15 protein-coding genes and 1 riboswitch are annotated in these 17,367 nt (G+C 68.0%); of the genes, 9 read left to right on the forward strand and 6 right to left on the reverse strand.

Annotated elements, in window-relative coordinates; genetic code table 11:
• Positions 1-11 precede the first annotated feature (11 nt).
• Together NI1_RS29520 and NI1_RS29525 are read left to right on the forward strand one after the other, a co-directional pair.
• Positions 12-689 (forward strand): uracil-DNA glycosylase, encoded by a 678-nt coding sequence (locus NI1_RS29520; RefSeq protein ID WP_067827109.1) that lies wholly within the window; start codon positions 12-14, stop codon positions 687-689.
• Positions 690-723: 34 nt separating this feature from the next.
• Complete coding sequence (locus NI1_RS29525; RefSeq protein ID WP_067827112.1) at positions 724-990, forward strand: hypothetical protein; 267 nt, start codon at positions 724-726, stop codon at positions 988-990.
• On the opposite strand, the gene NI1_RS29530 is transcribed toward NI1_RS29525, so the two are convergent.
• Both NI1_RS29530 and rpmB read right to left on the reverse strand, forming a co-directional pair.
• Complete coding sequence (locus NI1_RS29530; protein ID WP_067827115.1) at positions 974-1,474, reverse strand: GNAT family N-acetyltransferase; 501 nt, start codon at positions 1,472-1,474, stop codon at positions 974-976. The genes NI1_RS29525 and NI1_RS29530 overlap by 17 nt on opposite strands.
• 75 nt (positions 1,475-1,549) lie before the next feature.
• Positions 1,550-1,741 (reverse strand): 50S ribosomal protein L28, encoded by a 192-nt coding sequence (gene rpmB / locus NI1_RS29535; protein ID WP_039799620.1) that lies wholly within the window; start codon positions 1,739-1,741, stop codon positions 1,550-1,552.
• A 339-nt stretch (positions 1,742-2,080) separates the two neighbouring features.
• On the opposite strand from rpmB, the gene NI1_RS29540 reads away from it, so the two are divergent.
• Positions 2,081-3,889: a DAK2 domain-containing protein gene (locus tag NI1_RS29540; protein ID WP_245663461.1), complete on the forward strand. Its 1,809-nt coding sequence runs from the start codon at positions 2,081-2,083 to the stop codon at positions 3,887-3,889.
• A gap of 2 nt (positions 3,890-3,891) precedes the next feature.
• On the forward strand, positions 3,892-6,153 hold the full coding sequence (gene recG, locus NI1_RS29545) for an ATP-dependent DNA helicase RecG (RefSeq protein ID WP_067827121.1): 2,262 nt from the start codon (positions 3,892-3,894) through the stop codon (positions 6,151-6,153).
• Positions 6,154-6,164: 11 nt separating this feature from the next.
• Here recG and NI1_RS29550 read toward each other — a convergent pair whose 3' ends face one another.
• Complete coding sequence (locus tag NI1_RS29550) at positions 6,165-7,586, reverse strand: short-chain fatty acyl-CoA regulator family protein (RefSeq protein WP_067827122.1); 1,422 nt, start codon at positions 7,584-7,586, stop codon at positions 6,165-6,167.
• Positions 7,587-7,805: 219 nt separating this feature from the next.
• Positions 7,806-9,029 carry a DUF445 family protein gene (locus NI1_RS29555; RefSeq protein ID WP_218026839.1) on the reverse strand — a complete coding sequence of 408 codons (1,224 nt, stop codon included), beginning with the start codon at positions 9,027-9,029 and terminating at the stop codon, positions 7,806-7,808.
• 109 nt (positions 9,030-9,138) lie between these two features.
• On the opposite strand from NI1_RS29555, the gene NI1_RS29560 reads away from it, so the two are divergent.
• From NI1_RS29560 to prpD, 3 genes are all read left to right on the forward strand, one after another.
• Positions 9,139-10,041: a helix-turn-helix domain-containing protein gene (locus NI1_RS29560; RefSeq protein WP_084523911.1), complete on the forward strand. Its 903-nt coding sequence runs from the start codon at positions 9,139-9,141 to the stop codon at positions 10,039-10,041.
• Positions 10,028-10,399, forward strand: a complete 372-nt coding sequence (locus NI1_RS29565; RefSeq protein ID WP_067827124.1) for an SgcJ/EcaC family oxidoreductase — start codon at positions 10,028-10,030, stop codon at positions 10,397-10,399. The genes NI1_RS29560 and NI1_RS29565 overlap by 14 nt, the downstream gene beginning before the upstream one ends.
• A 249-nt stretch (positions 10,400-10,648) precedes the next feature.
• Entirely contained in the window at positions 10,649-12,160 is a 1,512-nt protein-coding gene (prpD, locus tag NI1_RS29570; protein WP_067827125.1) for a 2-methylcitrate dehydratase PrpD, read from the forward strand.
• 26 nt (positions 12,161-12,186) lie between these two features.
• Here the strand turns inward: prpD and NI1_RS29575 are convergent, their stop codons facing one another.
• Positions 12,187-12,387 carry a DUF1737 domain-containing protein gene (locus NI1_RS29575; RefSeq protein WP_067827127.1) on the reverse strand — a complete coding sequence of 67 codons (201 nt, stop codon included), beginning with the start codon at positions 12,385-12,387 and terminating at the stop codon, positions 12,187-12,189.
• A 26-nt stretch (positions 12,388-12,413) separates the two neighbouring features.
• Between NI1_RS29575 and prpB the strand changes: the two genes are divergently transcribed.
• Positions 12,414-13,322, forward strand: coding sequence for a methylisocitrate lyase (gene prpB / locus NI1_RS29580; RefSeq protein WP_067827130.1), 909 nt, complete (start codon positions 12,414-12,416; stop codon positions 13,320-13,322).
• A gap of 5 nt (positions 13,323-13,327) precedes the next feature.
• Positions 13,328-14,464, forward strand: a complete 1,137-nt coding sequence (locus NI1_RS29585; protein WP_067827772.1) for a bifunctional 2-methylcitrate synthase/citrate synthase — start codon at positions 13,328-13,330, stop codon at positions 14,462-14,464.
• 42 nt (positions 14,465-14,506) lie between these two features.
• Here the strand turns inward: NI1_RS29585 and metE are convergent, their stop codons facing one another.
• A complete protein-coding gene (gene metE / locus NI1_RS29590) occupies positions 14,507-16,798 on the reverse strand; it encodes a 5-methyltetrahydropteroyltriglutamate--homocysteine S-methyltransferase (protein ID WP_067827774.1) in 2,292 nt (763 codons plus the stop codon).
• A gap of 133 nt (positions 16,799-16,931) precedes the next feature.
• Positions 16,932-17,127: riboswitch (cobalamin riboswitch) on the reverse strand.
• Between the last annotated feature and the right edge of the window lie 240 nt (positions 17,128-17,367).

Genomic DNA, 17,367 nt, shown 5'->3' on the forward strand with positions numbered 1-17,367 from the left:
TTTATCCCGACATGGGTGCCAAACCACTGTCGGAAGTCATCGATTCGGGCTGGGCCGAAGCCCTCGAACCCGTGGCCGACCGCATTGCGCAAATGGGGGAATTCCTCCGAACCGAAAACGCCGAGGGCCGTGGCTATCTCCCCAAGGGTGAGAACGTGCTGCGGGCCTTCCAGCGCCCCTTCGACAAGGTGCGCGTCCTGATCGTCGGTCAGGATCCGTACCCGACGCCGGGCCACGCCATGGGCCTGAGTTTCTCTGTGGAACCGGATGTTTCGCCGGTGCCGCGCAGTCTGAGCAATATCTTCTCCGAGTACACCAAGGATCTCGGCCACCCCACCCCGTCCAATGGCGATTTGTCGCCTTGGTCCGATCAGGGCGTGCTCATGCTGAACCGAGTTCTCACCGTCGCGCCCGGCCAGGCCGCCTCGCATCGCGGCAAGGGCTGGGAAGCCGTGACCGAGCAGGCGATTCGCGCGCTGGTCGCCCGTGACCAGCCCCTCGTCGCGATTCTCTGGGGCCGCGACGCCTCCACCCTCAAGCCGATGCTGGGCGCTACGCCGTACATCGAATCCGCCCATCCCTCACCGTTGTCCGCCTCGCGCGGATTCTTCGGTTCCCGGCCTTTCTCCCGAACCAACGAGTTGCTGGGTACATTAGGGGCCGCGCCGGTGGACTGGCGTCTGCCGTAACGCGAATCCGTTGAACCGATTCAGGAGCCTGTGCATGCAGAACAAGACTGCCCGTGGTGTTTTCGTCGCTCTCGCCGCGGGGGCGGCCCTCGCCACCGCCCCCGTCGCGAATGCGGCGCCGGTAGAGCTGGAGCCCTACACCGCCCCCGCCGCCACCCCGACGACGGAGAACGCCACGCTGGTGGCCAGCCTGTTCGATACCAACAGCTTCTCCGGAATCTCCTCGCAGGTGACCTCGCGTATCGCCTGCCTGCCGATGACGATCAGCCAGAACCTGGACTGCTTCACCGGCGACCGCTGACGCGGCGCACCATTCGCACTTCGATTGCCGGAGTGAAGGCTTCGACTCGGCGGGCGCCGTCGAGTTCGAAGCCGTATTTCGTGTAGAAGGCCCGGGCGCGCGGATTCTCCTCGAATACCCAGAGGGAAGTGTCGGCGTGCTCGGGCAGTACGGCGCGCATGAGATCGTGCGCCACGCCAGTGCCGTACCAGGCGGAGCGCACGTACATGGCGTTGAGTTGCTGCTCCGCCGTGGGGGATTCGTCCCGGTCCGGGCCGCTGCTCGCGAAACCGATCACCGTGCCGTCCAAGACGGCGACCTTCGTCGCGTCGGGATGCTGGACCCGGCGGCGTTCCCAGGCCGCGGCGCGCTGTTCGAGATCGAAGGCGGCCAGCAGATGCGCGGGCACCAGATCCTCATACGCCTCGCGCCAGCATTCGATATGGCATTCGGCCAGGCTCCGGACATGCTCCGGTCCCAGCGGGACTACCTGCCACTCGGCCACCCGGCACCCCCTTCGAACACAGCAAAAGCCCCGGACCACCCGTTGCGGGTGCCGGGGCCGATGCCGAAAAGCGAATTAACCGCGGGCGACCTTGCCGGCCTTCAGGCAGGAGGTGCACACGTTCATGCGGCGGGTGTTGCCGGGGGCAACCTGCGCGCGCACGGTCTGGATGTTCGGGTTCCAGCGACGGTTGGTGCGCCGGTGCGAGTGCGAAACCGACTTACCGAAGCCGGGGCCCTTGGCGCAAACGTCGCAGACGGCAGCCATAGTCGCGAGCTCCTTCATGTCATGTAGAGACTCGCCGCGTTGAAAACAGCGAGTCCGGAAACTTTGATGTCTTGGACGTGCCTACCGGTGAGACACCGGCGAACGCGTTCCGATACCTGGGAGTACAGGATCGTGCCTGCGTCGGGCAACCGGACAAGAGTAACCGCCCCCTTCCGGGCGTGTCCAATCGCCCCCCGTTCACCGCGATATCCGCAGCTGCCGAACGGCGGCTGACCGCGCGCTGTCGGTCGGCCCGACTAGGCTGGCGACCGGGGTTTCCGAGGACAACTTGGTGGCCGGGCCGGTGGCGGCGCGGTATGTGGCGGAAGGACGGTGACGGTGCCCGGGGTAGGGGACGCGCTCGACGGTACTGCGCTGCTGCGCTGGGGTCAGCTCAGCCTGGCTGGACTCGAGCGCCATCGTGACGAGATCAACGCCTTGAACGTCTTCCCGGTCCCGGACTCGGACACCGGAACCAACCTATTGGCGACCATGCGCGCGGCGGTCCGCAGTGCGGAGACCGACAGCAACCGGATGTCCGCCCGTGAGGTCGCCGGTGTGATGGCGCGCGCGGCGACGCTCGGTGCGCGCGGGAATTCCGGGATCATCCTGTCGCAGGTATTGCGCGGAGTGGCCGATGTCGTACGGGACGGGCCGCTGACCGAGGCGACGTTGCGGCTGGCCCTGCGGCGCGCGGCCCGGCTGGTGCGAGAAGCACTGAGCTCGCCGGTCGAGGGGACCATGCTGACCGTCTTGGATCGCGCGGCCGAGAGCGCCGCCGCCTGCCCGGAGCGCACCTTGCCCGCGGTGGCGCTGGCGGCCGCGGACGGAGCGGCGAAGGCGCTCGGCGAGACTCCGGCCCAGTTGGGCGTGCTGCGCGAAGCCGGGGTCGTCGACGCGGGCGCGCGCGGGCTGTTGGTATTGCTCGACGAATTGGTCGTTGTCGCGGGTGGACCGGCGCCGCGCCGGCCGGCCTATGTGCGCAGCGGCGCCGAATCCGGTCGGCCGGTGGCTTCGGGGGCCCGGTCCGTGGTGGCTGAATCGGGTCGGGGGGCGGCGAGTCCGAGGCGATGGCAGGCCGTGGACGATCACGGCACCGGGGTTCCGGCCGGGGGTCGAGACGCGGATTCGGTCGACGGTGCGCATGCGCATGCCGCCTCGGTGTCGAATACTGTTGACTCGGAGCGGAATTCACGGTTGTCGCGGGGCGGTCCGCCGCTCGCGCACGAGGTTCCGGCGGCGGGTGGGGACAGCGCCGTGCAGTACGAAGTCATGTACGTGCTGGATGGATCCGACGATGCGCGGATCATCGAACTGCGGGATCGGCTTGCGGGGCTGGGGGATTCGGTCGTCGTGGTGGGGGACGGGGCCGGGAGCTGGTCGGCGCATGTGCATTGCGCGGATGCCGGGGCCGCCGTGGAGGCCGGGCTGGCGGCGGGGCGGCTGAGTGGGATTCGGATCGAGACCCTCGCCGCCTCGGCGCATGCTCCGGGCGGGGATGGGCGCGGGATTCTGGCGGTGGCTTCCGGTGCGGGGGCGGTGCGCTTGTTCGAGGATGCGGGGGCCGCGGTGCTGGAGGGGGAGGTGACGGCGGAGGCGCTGCTGGAAGGGATTCGGCGGCTGCCGCACCGGGAGGTGCTGGTGTTGCCGAACGGGGCGCTGCCCGCGCACGAGCTGGTGGCGGTGAGTGTGGCGGCGCGCGACGGGCAACGCGAGGTGCTGATGCTGCCGTGCGGGTCGATGGTGCAGGGGCTGGCGGCCCTGTCCATGCACGACGGCGGGCGGATCGCGGTGGACGATGCCTTCGCCATGTCGGAGGCGGCGGCCGGAACCCGTTGGGGCGCGCTGCGGATCGCGGCCGAACGCGCCTTGACGATCGTCGGGACTTGCGAGGCGGGCGACGGGCTCGGGCTGGTCGGCCACGATGTGGTCGTCATCGACGCCGATGTGCGCCAGGCGGGCCGCACCCTGCTGGACCGGATGCTCGGTCTCGGTGGGGAATTGGTCACCATGCTGCTGGGCGCGGATGCGCCCGAAGGACTTTCGGAGGAGTTGAGCGCGCATGTGCTCGCCGGCTTCCCCGGTGTGGAAGTGGTCGTGTACCCCGGCGGTCAGGCCGGGGATCTGGTGCAGATCGGGGTGGAATAGCAATGGCGACACTGGCCGATCGGCTCGACCATGTGCTGGGTGTGAAGGCGGCCGAACCGCTGCTCGAGCACTTCGACATGCAGACCGTCGAGGACCTGCTGCGGCATTACCCGCTGCGCTATGCCACCCAGGGGCAGCCGCTCACCGAGGAGGCCCCGGAGGAGGGGCAGCACATCACCGTCATGGGGCGGGTGAGCAAAACCGAGTTGCGGCCCATGAAGAACCGCAAGGGCAGCTTGCTGAAGGTGAACCTGGACACCGGCGGCCCGCGGCCCATCGAGGTCACCTTCTTCAACGGCGACAAGGTGCGCTACCTGGTGAAGGAAGGCGTCCGCGCCATGATGTCGGGCACCGTGCACTGGTGGCGGCCCGACCGCTGGAACCTCTCGCACCCCGACTACCTGATCCTGCCCGATAAGGAGGACGGGTCGATCGAGAACCTCACCAGCGTGCGCGGCGGCGGCGCGCTGCGCGGTCTGGCGCAGAGCGCGAAAGGCGCGGGCGGCGTGGACGTCTCGTTCTTCGAACGTGAATTCATTCCGGTGTATCCCTCCACCGCGAAGGTGCAGAGCTGGGATCTGCTGCGCTGCGTGCGCCAGGTGCTCGACCAGCTCGACCCCATCGACGACCCGCTCCCGGAGAGCCTGCGCACCGAGCATTCCCTGCTACCCGTCTCGGACGCCCTGCGCCTGATCCATCTCCCGGAGAGCAAGTCCGATATCGAAGAGGCCAGGGGCCGGCTGCGTTTCGACGAAGCCCTGGCCCTGCAACTGGTGCTGGCCGAACGCCGCCATCAAACCGAGGGCCGCCGCGCGGAACCGAACCCGCCCCGGACCGACGGCATCGCAGCGGCTTTCGACAAGCGCCTGCCCTTCGAACTGACCGAGGGCCAGCGTGCCGTCATCGGCGAGATCTCCGCCGACCTGTCCCGCGCGCACCCCATGCACCGCCTGCTCCAGGGCGAGGTGGGTTCCGGCAAGACCATCGTCTCCCTGCTCACCATGCTCCAGGTGGTCGACAACGGCCGCCAGTGCGCCCTGCTCGCCCCCACCGAAGTCCTTGCCGCCCAGCACTATCGATCGCTGAAGAAGATGCTCGGCGACCTCGGCAACGCGGGCGAACTCGGTGCCGCCGACAACGCCACCAAGGTCGTCCTGGTGACCGGTTCCATGTCCGCGGGCCAGAAGAAGGCCGCCCTCCTGGACGCCGTCACCGGTGAGGCGGGCCTGATCATCGGCACGCACGCCCTCATCCAGGACAATGTCGAATTCTTCGACCTCGGCATGGTCGTGGTCGACGAACAGCACCGCTTCGGCGTCGAACAGCGAGATGCCTTGCGCGCCAAGGCGAAGAAGGGCGTCAGCCCGCACCTGCTGGTCATGACCGCCACCCCCATCCCGCGCACCATCGCCATGACCACCCTCGGCGACCTGGAGACCTCCACCCTCACCCAGCTCCCCAGCGGCCGCTCACCGATCACCTCGAAGGTGGTGCCCGCCAAGGTGAAACCGGCCTGGGTGGATCGCGCCTGGGAACGCATTCACGAGGAAGTCCAGGCCGGCCGCCAGGCCTATGTCGTCTGCTCCCGCATCGGCGACGAGGAGGAGAACGGCAAAAAAGGCAAGAAGAAGGAAGAGGAGAAGGAAGGCCCTACCACCCACTCGGCCGTCGACATGTTCGAACTGCTGAGCACCGGCCCCTTGAAAGACCTCCGCGTCGGCCTCCTGCACGGCCGCCTCCCCTCGGACGAAAAAGACCGCGTCATGCAGGCTTTCAACGCAGCCGACATCGACGTCCTGGTCTGCACCACCGTTGTCGAGGTCGGTGTGGACGTCCCCAACGCCACCGTCATGGCCATCGTCGACGCCGACCGCTTCGGTGTCAGCCAGCTCCACCAGCTCCGCGGTCGCGTCGGCCGAGGCAAGCATCCGGGCCTCTGCCTCCTCATCACCGAAACCAACCCGGTCGGCACCGCCATGTCCCGCCTGGAAGCGGTAGCCGCCACCACCGACGGCTTCGAACTGGCCGTCCTCGATCTCCGCCAACGCCGCGAAGGCGATGTCCTCGGCTCGGCCCAGTCCGGTACGGCCCGCTCGCTGCGCCTGCTCTCCCTGCTGGACGACCTCGAAGTCATCACCGCCGCACAGCAATTGGCCCGCGAGGTGGTCGAGTCCGATCCCGGATTGACGAATCATCCCGGCCTGGCCCGGATGATGCACGCCGCGGTCGACGGCGAACGCCTCGAGTACCTCGCCAAGTCCTGACGCGCGGGCTCTCAGCGGGGGAGTCGGGGGTAGGGGAGGTCGGTGCTGGTCGTCTCGGTGATGGCGAGGGGGCGGCCGATTTGAGGGAAGGCGCGCTGGGCGCAGTTGGGGCGCTCACAGACCTTGCAGCCCGCGCCGATGGGGGTCGCGGCGGCGGGATCGTCGAGTTGCAGGCCCTTGGAGTAGACCAGGCGGTCGGCGTATTCGATATCGCAGCCGAGGCCGATGGCGAATTCTTTTCCGGCGGTGCCGAAACCGGTGGCGGAGGGGGTGGTGGTGCGGGATATCCAGAGGTAGCGGCGGCCGTCGGGCATGGACGCTATCTGGGTGAGCATGCGGCCGGGGTGGGCGAAGGCTTCGTGGACCACCCAGAGTGGGCAGCTGCCGCCGACGCGGGAGAAGTGGAAGGCGGTGGCGGATTGGCGTTTGGAGATATTGCCAGCGCGGTCGGTGCGGATCAGGAAGAAGGGCACGCCGCGCTGGCCCTGGCGTTGCAGGGTGGAGAGGCGATGGCAGACGGTTTCGAAGCCGACCTCGAAACGCAGTGCGAGCAGGTCGATGTCGTAGCGGAGTTCCTCGGCGGAGCGTAAGAACTTGCTGTAGGGCAGGATCAGCGCGCCCGCGAAGTAGTTGGCCAGGCCGATGCGGGCCAGGGTGCGGGATTCGCCGTTGAGCGAGGGGGTTTCGTCGAGCACCTCGTCGAGCAGGGCGCCGTGCAGCAGGAAGGCCAGGGTGGTGGCGATCTGGAAGGCGCGCTGGCCGGGGCGCAGGCGGCGGGCCAGGGTGAGGGTGCGGGTCTCCGGTTCGTAATGGCGCTTGGGCACATTCGGATCGGCGCCGTCGCCGCGCACCAGGACGGTGACACCGGCGCGTTCCTCGGCGACCCGCGCGAGCTGGCGGTCCAGCGAGCCGACGGTCAAGCCGCAGTCCTCGAAGAGCCGCTCGGCGGCCAGGTCGAGCTGGGCGATGTGGTTGTGGTGATCGTAGAAGAAGTCGCGCACGTCCTCGTAGGGCATGGGCACCCCGGGCGCACCGGTGGGGGTGGCCACCTTGGAGGACAAGAGATCCAACTGGTCGGTCGCGGCCCGTAGTCGGCGGTGCATGGCCACAACGATTTTCGCGACCTCCGGCATGCGGGTGGCCAGGTCCTCGACCTCCGCGACCGGCGCCGCATTACCGCCGGCGGCCTCGACCAAGATCTCGTGTAGATCGGAGACGAGCCGGGCATCGGAGTCGGCCGCGAAGAACTGCACATCCAGGTCGAACGTCGAGTTCAGTTTCAGCAGCACGGGAATGGTGAGCGGGCGTTGATCCCGTTCCAGCTGGTTGAGGTAGCTGGGTGACAGATCCAGGGATTTGGCCAAGGCCGCCTGGGTCATCCGCCGTTCCTCGCGCAACCGCCGTAGTCGGGCACCCGCATACATCTTGCGCACAGTGCGAGATGGTACCGACTCGGCTTCGCAAACATTGCAATATGGATTGAACTGCCCGCTATTTCGGTGATTCTGCAAGCGCTTTCGCTGCGGAGCGGCGGCTGCGTAAAGTGCGAATTCGACACCTCGGGCGGGTTCCGCGCGGCACCCCATCGTACTCATACCCCATCGGTGACGTGCCGAAACCGCACACCGGAAGTTTGCCGGAAGCCGGGTGTGTCAGCCCAGCAGGAGATGAACTTGAAGTTCGCCGACCAGGAATCCCAGCACCGCGCCGATGGCGACCAGCTTCCACTCGTCCTGTTTGAACGCGGGGCGCAGCAGGCCCTCGTATTCGTCGTCGGTCAGCTGCGCGGTCTTCTCGATCACCAGGGACCGCACGTCGAGGGCCTCGATGGCGTGCCGGTCGAATCCGTCCAAACCCGCTGCGGCGGCGCGAATGTGGTCCAGCACCAGGCTGACGGCGTCACGCTCCAGGGTGGTCAGGCTGTCGCTCCCGGCGACCAGCAGGACCAGCGGCTTGGCGGGCCCGGTCTGGGTGTTCAGGAATTCCCCGACGTGATGGCTGAGCAGAGAAGCCAACCGGTCGGCTCGCTCCCCGTTCAGCACCGCCTCCAGAATGCGTGCGGGCGTGAGGATCTCGGTGGCGATCAGATCGCCGTAATCGGTGCACACCTGTTCGCGCCGCTTGTGGAACAGTCCCTGCCATTTCAACGGCCCGATACCCACCGGCCGGATCGGCCGGAAGATCATCTGCAAAGCCAGCCAGTCGGTCACCAATCCGGTGAAACCACCGAAAGCGGGCATGAGCAAAGGATTGTGGGTCAGCGCCCAGGTGAACATCTGCACCACGCCCAGCACCGTGCCGAAGATCAACCCCGACCGCACGATGAACCGCAGCTCGTTGCGCCCCACCCGGTGCACCATGGTCACCAGCAGCGACTTGTCCTGCACCAGTGCGTCGATGGCCATCCCGCGCAGATCCATCACCTGATCGAGGTTGGTGCGCAGATCGAACACGATGTCCTCGATCAGCCCCGGCAGATCCCGCTGCACCCGCTCGATCACCGCGCGCTGGGCCGCCGCCGGCATGTTCACCCACAGCCGCGGCTGGTGCCGCATCATCATCTCGCGCACCATGTAGTCCACACCCGCGTCCATGGGTTCGCGCAGCCGCGTGGTCAATTCGGCGATATCGATGCGCGCGATGATGTCCTGCGGATCGATGAGCTTGCCGAACATCAGATCCACCGCGATGGTCGCCATGCGCGGCGCCGAGCGCGGGATCACGCCCTGCCAGCCCAGCCACGGCGGAATGCCGACGAATTCCAGTGGGCGCATGAGCATCTGCACCGCGACGATCTTGGTCACCCAGCCGATGAGCGCGGCGATGAGCGGAATGGAGAGGTACAGCATCCAGTGCTCGGTGAAATCGGCGATCACGACGCGGAGATCTCCGATACTGCCCTGGTTGCCATGCCCGCTCCTCGGTGCGATTATTCGTACAGAACGATTTGTTTATTCGTATCGTCGCTCAGGCTAGGAGACCCGCGTGCCCGGTGGCAAGACCACGGACCCGTCCCCGCCGACACAGCGCGTGATGGCCATCGTCGAGCTGCTGGCGGCGCAACACGGATCGCTCACCTCGGCCGAGATCGCCGACTCCCTGGACCTCAATCGCTCCACGGCGGGCGCGATTCTGGCGGCCCTCGCCGAACGGGATTGGGTGCGGCGGCGGCCGGATCTCAGCTATGAACTCGGTCCCGCCTTGGCTGCCATCGGTGCGCACGCCGCCGAAGCGGCCGGGGACCGCAGTTGGCTCGATGCCGAACTCGCCCGGCTCGCGGATCGGGTGGATTGCGGTGCCGCCCTGAGCGCTGTCAGTGGCGACTTCTTCGAATTCGTGGCCGTCACCGAGGACCGGTACACCGCCGGAATCGAAGCCGGAGCGCGCATTCCACTGATGGCCCCCGCCGGCGCCGCGATCATCGCGCACGCCGGTCCCGGCCGCCAGCAGGATTGGCTCGACACCCGTGGCCCCGAACGCCGCGAGGAATTCCGTGCCGTCCTGAACACCCTGCGCGCCACCGGATTCTGCGTCTGGCGGCTCGAACCCGACAGCCTGCCCACCGCCCGCGTGCTCTCGGAGGTGGCCAGCCATCTCGCCGAACTGCCCGCCAGCAAGGAACTGCGCGGCCGCGTGCTCGCGCAATTGGCCACCGTCGTCGGCAGCGCCTACGACCAGCAGACCCTGGACCGGGATGTGCCGCTGCCGCTGAGCTATCTGACCGCCCCGGTCTTCGACAGCGCCGGGCACGCGGTCATGGAATTGCAGATCGGCCCGCTGCGCGCGGATGTCACGCGCGCCGAACGCCGCCGCTACCTGGCGGAGGTCGCCACGGCCGCGCGCCGCATCGGCGACGGTATAGAGAGGAATCCCCATGTCCGACCCTGATGCGCTGGTGCGCGAAATGTGCGCCGCGTGGGCGCAGCCCGATCCCGACCATATTGCCTCGTTCTTCACCGAAGACGCTGTGTACCACAATATTCCGATGGAACCGGTGGTCGGCCGGCAGGCGATTCGCGACTTCATCGCCGGTTTCGCCGGGGCCCTCGACGGCATCGATTTCGCCATTCACCGGCAGGTGACCGCCGGTGATCTGGTCATGAACGAGCGCACCGACACCTTGCGCGGCGGCGGTAAGGAGACTCCGCTGCCGGTCATGGGCACGTTCGAGATTCGCGAGGGCTTGATCGCCGCGTGGCGCGACTACTTCGACGTGGCGGCCATCACCCGGGCGCTCGGCGGCTGATTCCCCACGCGTCCGCGCGGCTCGGTGCGCCGCTGTCGCGCCCCATGGTGTCGCGTCCGGTCGAGGGCCCCGAATCGCGGCGGGTCGCTTCGCATCGGGTGGTGCGGTGACGGGCTGTTCGAGCCGGTACTCGCGTCGGGCGCCTCGGCACGCCTTCGCCGACTTCGCTGATCGGACCGTATTCGCTCGCCGAAATACGCTGTAGCGAGCTATTTTCCGCCCTGATCTCGGTTGCGTAGCGTGCGAAGTATGAAGACATACAGCGTTCGAGCCCGCACCGCGGCGGAGGCGTTTCCGCGTTCGGAACACCTGGCGACGCGGATCGCGGAGGTGGCCGTGGATCCGGTCGAGGTGCCCGCGGACGTCAGCGAGATGATCGTGAACCGGATCATCGACAATGCGGCGGTCGCGGCGGCGTCGGTACTGCGGCGGCCGGTGACCTCCGCGCGGCGGCAAGCGGTGGCGCATCCGTACGCGCCCGGCGCGACCGTGTTCGGTCTGCCTGCCGTGCAACGCTTCTCGCCGGAGTGGGCGGCCTGGGCCAACGGGGTCGCGGTGCGCGAACTCGACTTCCACGACACCTTCCTGGCGGCCGAGTACTCGCATCCGGGCGACAATATCCCGCCGATCCTGGCGGTGGCTCAGCATGCCGGGCGCAGCGGCGCGGAACTGATCCGAGGGCTGGCGACCGGGTACGAGATCCAGATCGATCTGGTGCGCGGAATCTGCCTGCACGAGCACAAGATCGACCATGTGGCACACCTCGGGTCGTCGGCGGCGGCAGGCATCGGGACGCTGCTGGGGCTGGACGCCGACACCGTCTATCAGGCGGTCGGGCAGGCGCTGCACACCACGACCGCGACCCGGCAGTCACGTAAGGGCGAGATCTCCAGCTGGAAGGCGTACGCGCCCGCTTTCGCCGGGAAGATGGCGATCGAGGCGGTGGATCGCGCCATGCGCGGCGAGGGTGCGCCCGCGCCGATCTGGGAGGGTGCGGACGGCGTGATCGCACGGCTGCTCGGGGGGCTCGACGCTGAATACCTGGTGCCGTTGCCCGGCCCGGGCGAGGCCAAGCGGGCAATTCTCGACAGCTACACCAAGGAGCATTCGGCCGAATACCAGAGCCAGGCGCCGATCGACCTGGCTCGCCGGATGCGTTCCCGCATAGGCGATCTCGGCCGGATCGCCACCATCGTGCTACACACCAGCCATCACACGCACGTGGTGATCGGCAGCGGTTCGGGGGATCCGCAGAAGTACGATCCGCAGGCCAGCCGCGAAACCCTGGACCATTCGGTGCCCTATATCTTCGCGGTCGCATTGCAGGACGGCACCTGGCATCACGAGCGCTCCTACGCGCCCGAACGCGCCCAGCGACCCGACACGGTCGCCCTCTGGAAGAAGATCACCACCGTCGAGGATCCGGAGTGGACTCGGCGCTACCACTCCACCGATCCTGCCGAGAAGGCGTTCGGCTGCCGGGCCGTGATCACCCTCGCCGATGGCGAAACCATCGTCGACGAACTGGCCGTCGCCGACGCGCATCCGCTGGGCGCGCGGCCGTTCGCGCGGGCACAGTACCTCGAAAAGTTCCGCACCCTGGCCGAGGGCGTGCTCGACCCGGCCGAACAGGACCGCTTCCTCGACGCCGCCCAGCGCGTCCCGGAACTCGGTGCGGGCGAACTGGATCAGCTGACCTTCACCGTCGCGCCCGAGGTGCTCGACCGCGCCCCGCGAACCCGTGAGGGGATCTTCCGATGAGCCGCGACGATCTCGCCGGCGCCCCGTCAGGGGCGATGCGGGCCACCGTCGCGCAGCTCCCCGCCCCACACCAGGGCCTGGGCCGCGATGACCGAGCTGCCGTTGTAGGTGACCGACGGCGACCCGTACAGCTGATAGCCCTCATCGAGCAGTCCGCTGATGCGCTCACAGAAGGTGGCGTCGTCGGGTCCGGTGATCAGGCGGTAGCGCAGGCGCGGCTGGGTCATTGCATCAGCGTAGGACGGTGGGCGGCATGAGCGGGCTGATGGTGTCGGCCGCCACGGCGGGGGAGAAGCGCGCGGCGTTCCGGGCGGGCCTGAGCAGCGGGCGGATCCAGCGGCTGCCGGGTGCGTTCAATCCCTTGGTGGCCAAGCTCATTCAGGAACTCGGGTTCGAAGGGGCGTATGTCTCCGGGGCGGTGGTGTCGGCGGAGCTGGCGCTGCCGGATATCGGGCTGACCACGCTCACCGAGGTGGTGGAGCGCGGGCGGCAGATCGCGCGGGTGACCGACCTGCCGGTGCTCATCGACGCCGATACCGGATTCGGGGAACCGATGAGCGCGGCGCGCACGGTGACCATGCTCGAGGACGCCGGGCTGGCCGGATGTCATATCGAGGATCAGGTGAACCCCAAGCGGTGCGGGCATCTGGACGGGAAATCCGTGGTGCCGGTGGCGGATATGGTGCGGCGCATCCGGGCCGCGGTATCGGCTCGGCGCGACGCCGGCTTCACCATCTGCGCGCGGACCGACGCGCGGGGCACGGAGGGTTTGGGCGCGGCGATCGACCGGGCCAAGGTGTACGTCGACGCGGGAGCCGACCTCGTGTTCACCGAGGCGCTCGCGGACGCTGGCGAGTTCGCGAAATTCCGTGCCGCCGTGGATGTCCCGCTGCTGGCGAATATGACCGAGTTCGGCAAGTCCGATCTCATCTCCGCCCCCGAGCTGGAGGCGCTCGGCTACAACGCCGTCATCTATCCGGTCACCACGCTGCGCCTGGCCATGTTCGCCGTCGAAGCCGGATTGCGCGAAATCGCCGCCACCGGAACCCAATCCGCGCTCGTGGACCGCATGCAGCATCGCGCTCGGCTCTACGAACTGCTCGAGTACCCCCGCTACAACGAATTCGATTCCGATATCTTCAATTTCACCGTGAGCGAGTGATTCTCATGACCGAGATCAAGAAGGGCCTCGCCGGCGTGGTGGTCGACACCACCGCCATCTCCAAGGTGGTGTCCGAGACCAGCACCCTCACCTATCGCGGTTACGCGGTGCAGGAGCTGGCCCGGCAATGCCGGTTCGAGGAGGTCGCCTATCTGCTGTGGTTCGGCGAACTGCCGAATCGCGAGCAACTGCAACAGCTCGGTCAGCGTGAGCGCGCGCTGCGCCGAGCCGACCGCTCGCTGCTGGCGCTCGTCGCGCGGCTGCCCGAAACCTGTCATCCGATGGACGTGGTGCGCACCGTGGTCAGCTACCTGGGCGCGGAGGATCCCCTGGAGGACCGCGGCCGCAGTCGGAAAGCGCTGCTGGACAAGGCATTACGAATGACGGCGGTGCTGCCCACCGTCATCGCCGCCGATATGCGCCGCCGTCGTGGGCTGGACCCCATCGCCCCGGATCCGGCGCGCGGGTTCGCGGAGAACTTCCTCTACATGTGCTTCGGTGCACCCGATGCCACCGCGCGGCACCTGGACGAGCGCCTGGTCCGCGCGTTCGAGGCATCGCTGATCCTGTACGCCGAACACAGCTTCAACGCCTCCACCTTCGCCGCCCGCGTGGTCACCTCCACCGAATCCGATATGTACAGCGCGGTCACGGCGGCCATCGGCGCGCTCAAGGGTCCGCTGCACGGCGGCGCGAACGAGGCCGTCATGCGGATGATGCTGGAGATCGGCGACCCCGAGCGGGCCCGGGACTGGCTGCGGGACAGGCTTTCCCGCAAACAGAAGGTGATGGGCTTCGGTCATCGCGTCTACCGCGCCGGCGACTCCCGGGTCCCCACCATGCGCGCCGCGCTCGAGGACGTCGCGGACCTCACCGGTGGTCACACCTGGCTGAAGATGTACACCGAGCTGGAGTCCGCGATGGCCGAGGCCACCGGCATCGAACCGAACCTCGATTTCCCCGCCGGTCCGGCCTACTACCTCATGGGCTTCGACATCGACATGTTCACACCGATTTTCGTGATGAGCCGTATCACCGGCTGGACCGCGCACATCATCGAGCAATCGCAATCCAATGCCCTCATCCGCCCGCTCTCCGAATACACCGGCCCACCACCGCGCCCCCTGCGCCCGGTGGCGTGAACCGGTGAAGGCCCGCGATCGAACGATCGCGGGCCTTCTTCGTCAGCGCAGCGCGGCTGCCGCGGCGACCATGTTGCGCAGGGCGGCCTCCACCTCCACCGGGCCACGGGTCTTCAGACCGCAGTCCGGGTTCACCCAGAGCCGTTCGGCCGGAACGGCTTTCAAGGCTTCACCGAGCGAGGCGCCGATCTCCTCGGTGCTGGGCACGCGCGGCGAGTGGATGTCGTAGACGCCCGGCCCGACCCCCAGATGGAAGCCCGCCGCATTGAGGTCGTCGACCACCTCCATGTGCGAACGGGCCGCCTCGATCGACGTCACGTCCGCGTCCAGGGCGGCGATGGCGTCGATCACCTCACCGAACTCCGAATAGCAGAGGTGGGTGTGGATCTGGGTGGCGTCCGCGACCCCGGCGGTGGCCAGCCGGAACGCGCCGACCGCCCAATCCAGGTAGCGCGCTTTGGCTTCGGTGCGCAGCGGGAGGAGTTCGCGCAGCGCGGGTTCGTCCACCTGCACGATGCGGATGCCCGCCGCTTGCAGATCCAGGGTCTCGTCGCGGATGGCGAGGGCGACCTGGCGAGCGGTGTCCTCGATGGGCTGATCATCGCGGACGAAGGACCACGCCAGAATGGTGACCGGGCCGGTGAGCATGCCCTTGACCGGCTTGCCGGTGAGCGACTGCGCGTACGCGATCCACTCCACCGTCATCGGATTCGGGCGCGCCACATCGCCGTACAGGATGGGCGGGCGCACACAGCGGGTGCCGTAGGACTGCACCCAGCCGTTGGCGGTGGCGAAGAAGCCGTCGAGCTGTTCGGCGAAGTACTGCACCATGTCATTGCGTTCGGGTTCACCGTGCACCAGCACGTCCAGGCCCAGCTTCTCTTGCAGCGCAATCACATCGGCGATCTCGGCGCGCATGCGCTCGCGGTACTGCTCGGGGGTGATCTCGCCCTTGACCAGTGCGGCGCGGTCCTTACGGATCGACGGGGTCTGCGGATACGAGCCGATGGTGGTGGTCGGCAGCAGCGGCAGGTCCAGGTGTTCCCGTTGCAGCGCAAGACGTTCCGCGGCGGGGGTGCGCCTGGTGGCCTCCGGGCCGAGCGCGGCCAGCCGGGCGCGGACGGTGTCATTGCGCAACCGGGGATCGCTGGTGCGGGTGGCGAGCGCGGCACGAGCGGCGGTCAGTTCCTCGGTGACGGCGCCGGTGCCCTGGTGCAGGGCGGTCGCCAGCGTCCGCACCTCGATCACCTTCTCCGCACCGAAGGCCAGCCAGGACCGCAGCGTGGCATCGGCTCCCGATTCGGGGTCCAGCGAATACGGCACGTGCAGCAGCGAACTGGAGGTCGAGACCACCAGTGCGCCGGTACTGCCCAGCAGTGTCCCCAAGGTGGCCAGCGCCCGGTCCAGGTCGGTGCGCCACACATTGCGGCCGTCGACCACACCCGCCACCACCAGCTTGCCCGTCAATGCCGGAACCGCCGCGACATCCTCGACGGTGCTCGCGGTGCCGGGAGTGGTACCGGAGGTGAAATCCAGTGCCACACCCTCGATTCCGGTGGCGGCGAGCATCGGCAGCGCCGCGCCCGGTCGCCCGAAATAGGTGGCGACCAGGATCGCGGGCCGATCGTCGGTGGCGGACAGGTCCCGGTAAACGCGCTCGACCAGCGCCAGTTCGTCGCGGGTGAGATCGGTGACCAGCACCGGTTCGTCGATCTGCACCCAGTGCGCGCCCGCATCGGCCAACCGGCGCAACAGCTCCCGATACAGCGGCAACAGCGCGTCGATCCGCCGCAACGGATCACCCTCGCCATCCTTGGCCAGTTTCAGAAAGGTCAGCGGCCCGATCACCACCGGCCGGGCCGCCACACCCAGCGCCATGGCCTCGCGCAGCTCATCGAGCAGTTGCTCCGGATGCAGCGAAAACTCCGTGTGCGCACCGAGTTCCGGCACCAGGTAGTGGTAATTGGTATCGAACCACTTGGTCATCTCCAGCGGCTCGACCGTATCGGTGCCGCGCGCGGCCGCGAAATAGCGGTCCAGCGGATCGGCGATCCCGGCCACCCGCGGCGGCAGCGCCCCGAACATGGCGGCGGTATCGAGCATCTGGTCGTAGTAGGAGAAGGTGCCCACCGGCACCGAATCCAGTCCCGCCGCGGTCACGGCCAGCAGCTGCTCGGTGCGCAACGTCCGGCCGGCCGCACGCAGTTCCTCCGCGCCGATCCGCCCCGCCCAATAGGACTCGATCGCGCGCTTCAACTCCCGCTTCGGCCCGATCCGGGGCAACCCCAGAACCGTCGCGGTGAAAGGCGAAGTGTTGGTCACAGGTATCTCCATGTGTTCCAAGGCCACGGGTCACCGCCATAGGCGTGCACGAACCCGGGTACCCCGAAGACACCGGTTCACACCGGTCCGAGGGAACACCACCGGTCCGTCCACCCGATCCACGAGGCGGAGACCGCCGAATACGGCGTATCCGGCACATTCGGCAGGTATTCGGACTCGCGGGCACCGGCCTCGAATGGCCGACCTAATGGCCGTCGCTTCCCAGGTGGGCTCACCCAGTGCGTATGACGGCGGTCGTTCCTGCATACCGCTGCGGGACAGTTCCGGATTCTCACCGGATTCCCTCTTCACCGGTTCGAACCGCTTGGCGGGGAACCGGTTTCGACGCCGGGCGCGCCGGGCGGAGGCTTCCGCGGCCGCGCCGGGCGAACCGACTGCGCTGACAAGCATAGAGCCATGCGCGACTCGCTCGCGCCACGCACGCGGCTCGCGCCGATGCGGTGCGCGGGAATCCAGCGGTGGCGTGGGGATTCCGGCCCGGCCGTGCTTAACAGGGTGGCGAATCCAGGGGTGTATCGAGCGCAGTGCTCACCGGCAGGCATGTGTCCGGGTGATTAACA

Origin of the sequence: Nocardia inohanensis NBRC 100128, assembly GCF_001612945.1 — a bacterium.
Taxonomy (GTDB): domain Bacteria; phylum Actinomycetota; class Actinomycetes; order Mycobacteriales; family Mycobacteriaceae; genus Nocardia; species Nocardia inohanensis.

Bases quoted from the DNA above. Each gene is read 5' to 3' on its own strand.
- NI1_RS29520 (WP_067827109.1), top strand. From the start codon at position 12: ATGGGTGCCAAACCACTGTCGGAAGTCATCGATTCGGGCTGGGCCGAA.
- NI1_RS29525 (WP_067827112.1), top strand. From the start codon at position 724: ATGCAGAACAAGACTGCCCGTGGTGTTTTCGTCGCTCTCGCCGCGGGG.
- rpmB (WP_039799620.1), bottom strand. From the start codon at position 1,741: ATGGCTGCCGTCTGCGACGTTTGCGCCAAGGGCCCCGGCTTCGGTAAG.
- recG (WP_067827121.1), top strand. From the start codon at position 3,892: ATGGCGACACTGGCCGATCGGCTCGACCATGTGCTGGGTGTGAAGGCG.
- NI1_RS29565 (WP_067827124.1), top strand. From the start codon at position 10,028: ATGTCCGACCCTGATGCGCTGGTGCGCGAAATGTGCGCCGCGTGGGCG.
- prpD (WP_067827125.1), top strand. From the start codon at position 10,649: ATGAAGACATACAGCGTTCGAGCCCGCACCGCGGCGGAGGCGTTTCCG.
- NI1_RS29575 (WP_067827127.1), bottom strand. From the start codon at position 12,387: ATGACCCAGCCGCGCCTGCGCTACCGCCTGATCACCGGACCCGACGAC.
- prpB (WP_067827130.1), top strand. From the start codon at position 12,414: ATGAGCGGGCTGATGGTGTCGGCCGCCACGGCGGGGGAGAAGCGCGCG.
- NI1_RS29585 (WP_067827772.1), top strand. From the start codon at position 13,328: ATGACCGAGATCAAGAAGGGCCTCGCCGGCGTGGTGGTCGACACCACC.
- metE (WP_067827774.1), bottom strand. From the start codon at position 16,798: ATGGAGATACCTGTGACCAACACTTCGCCTTTCACCGCGACGGTTCTG.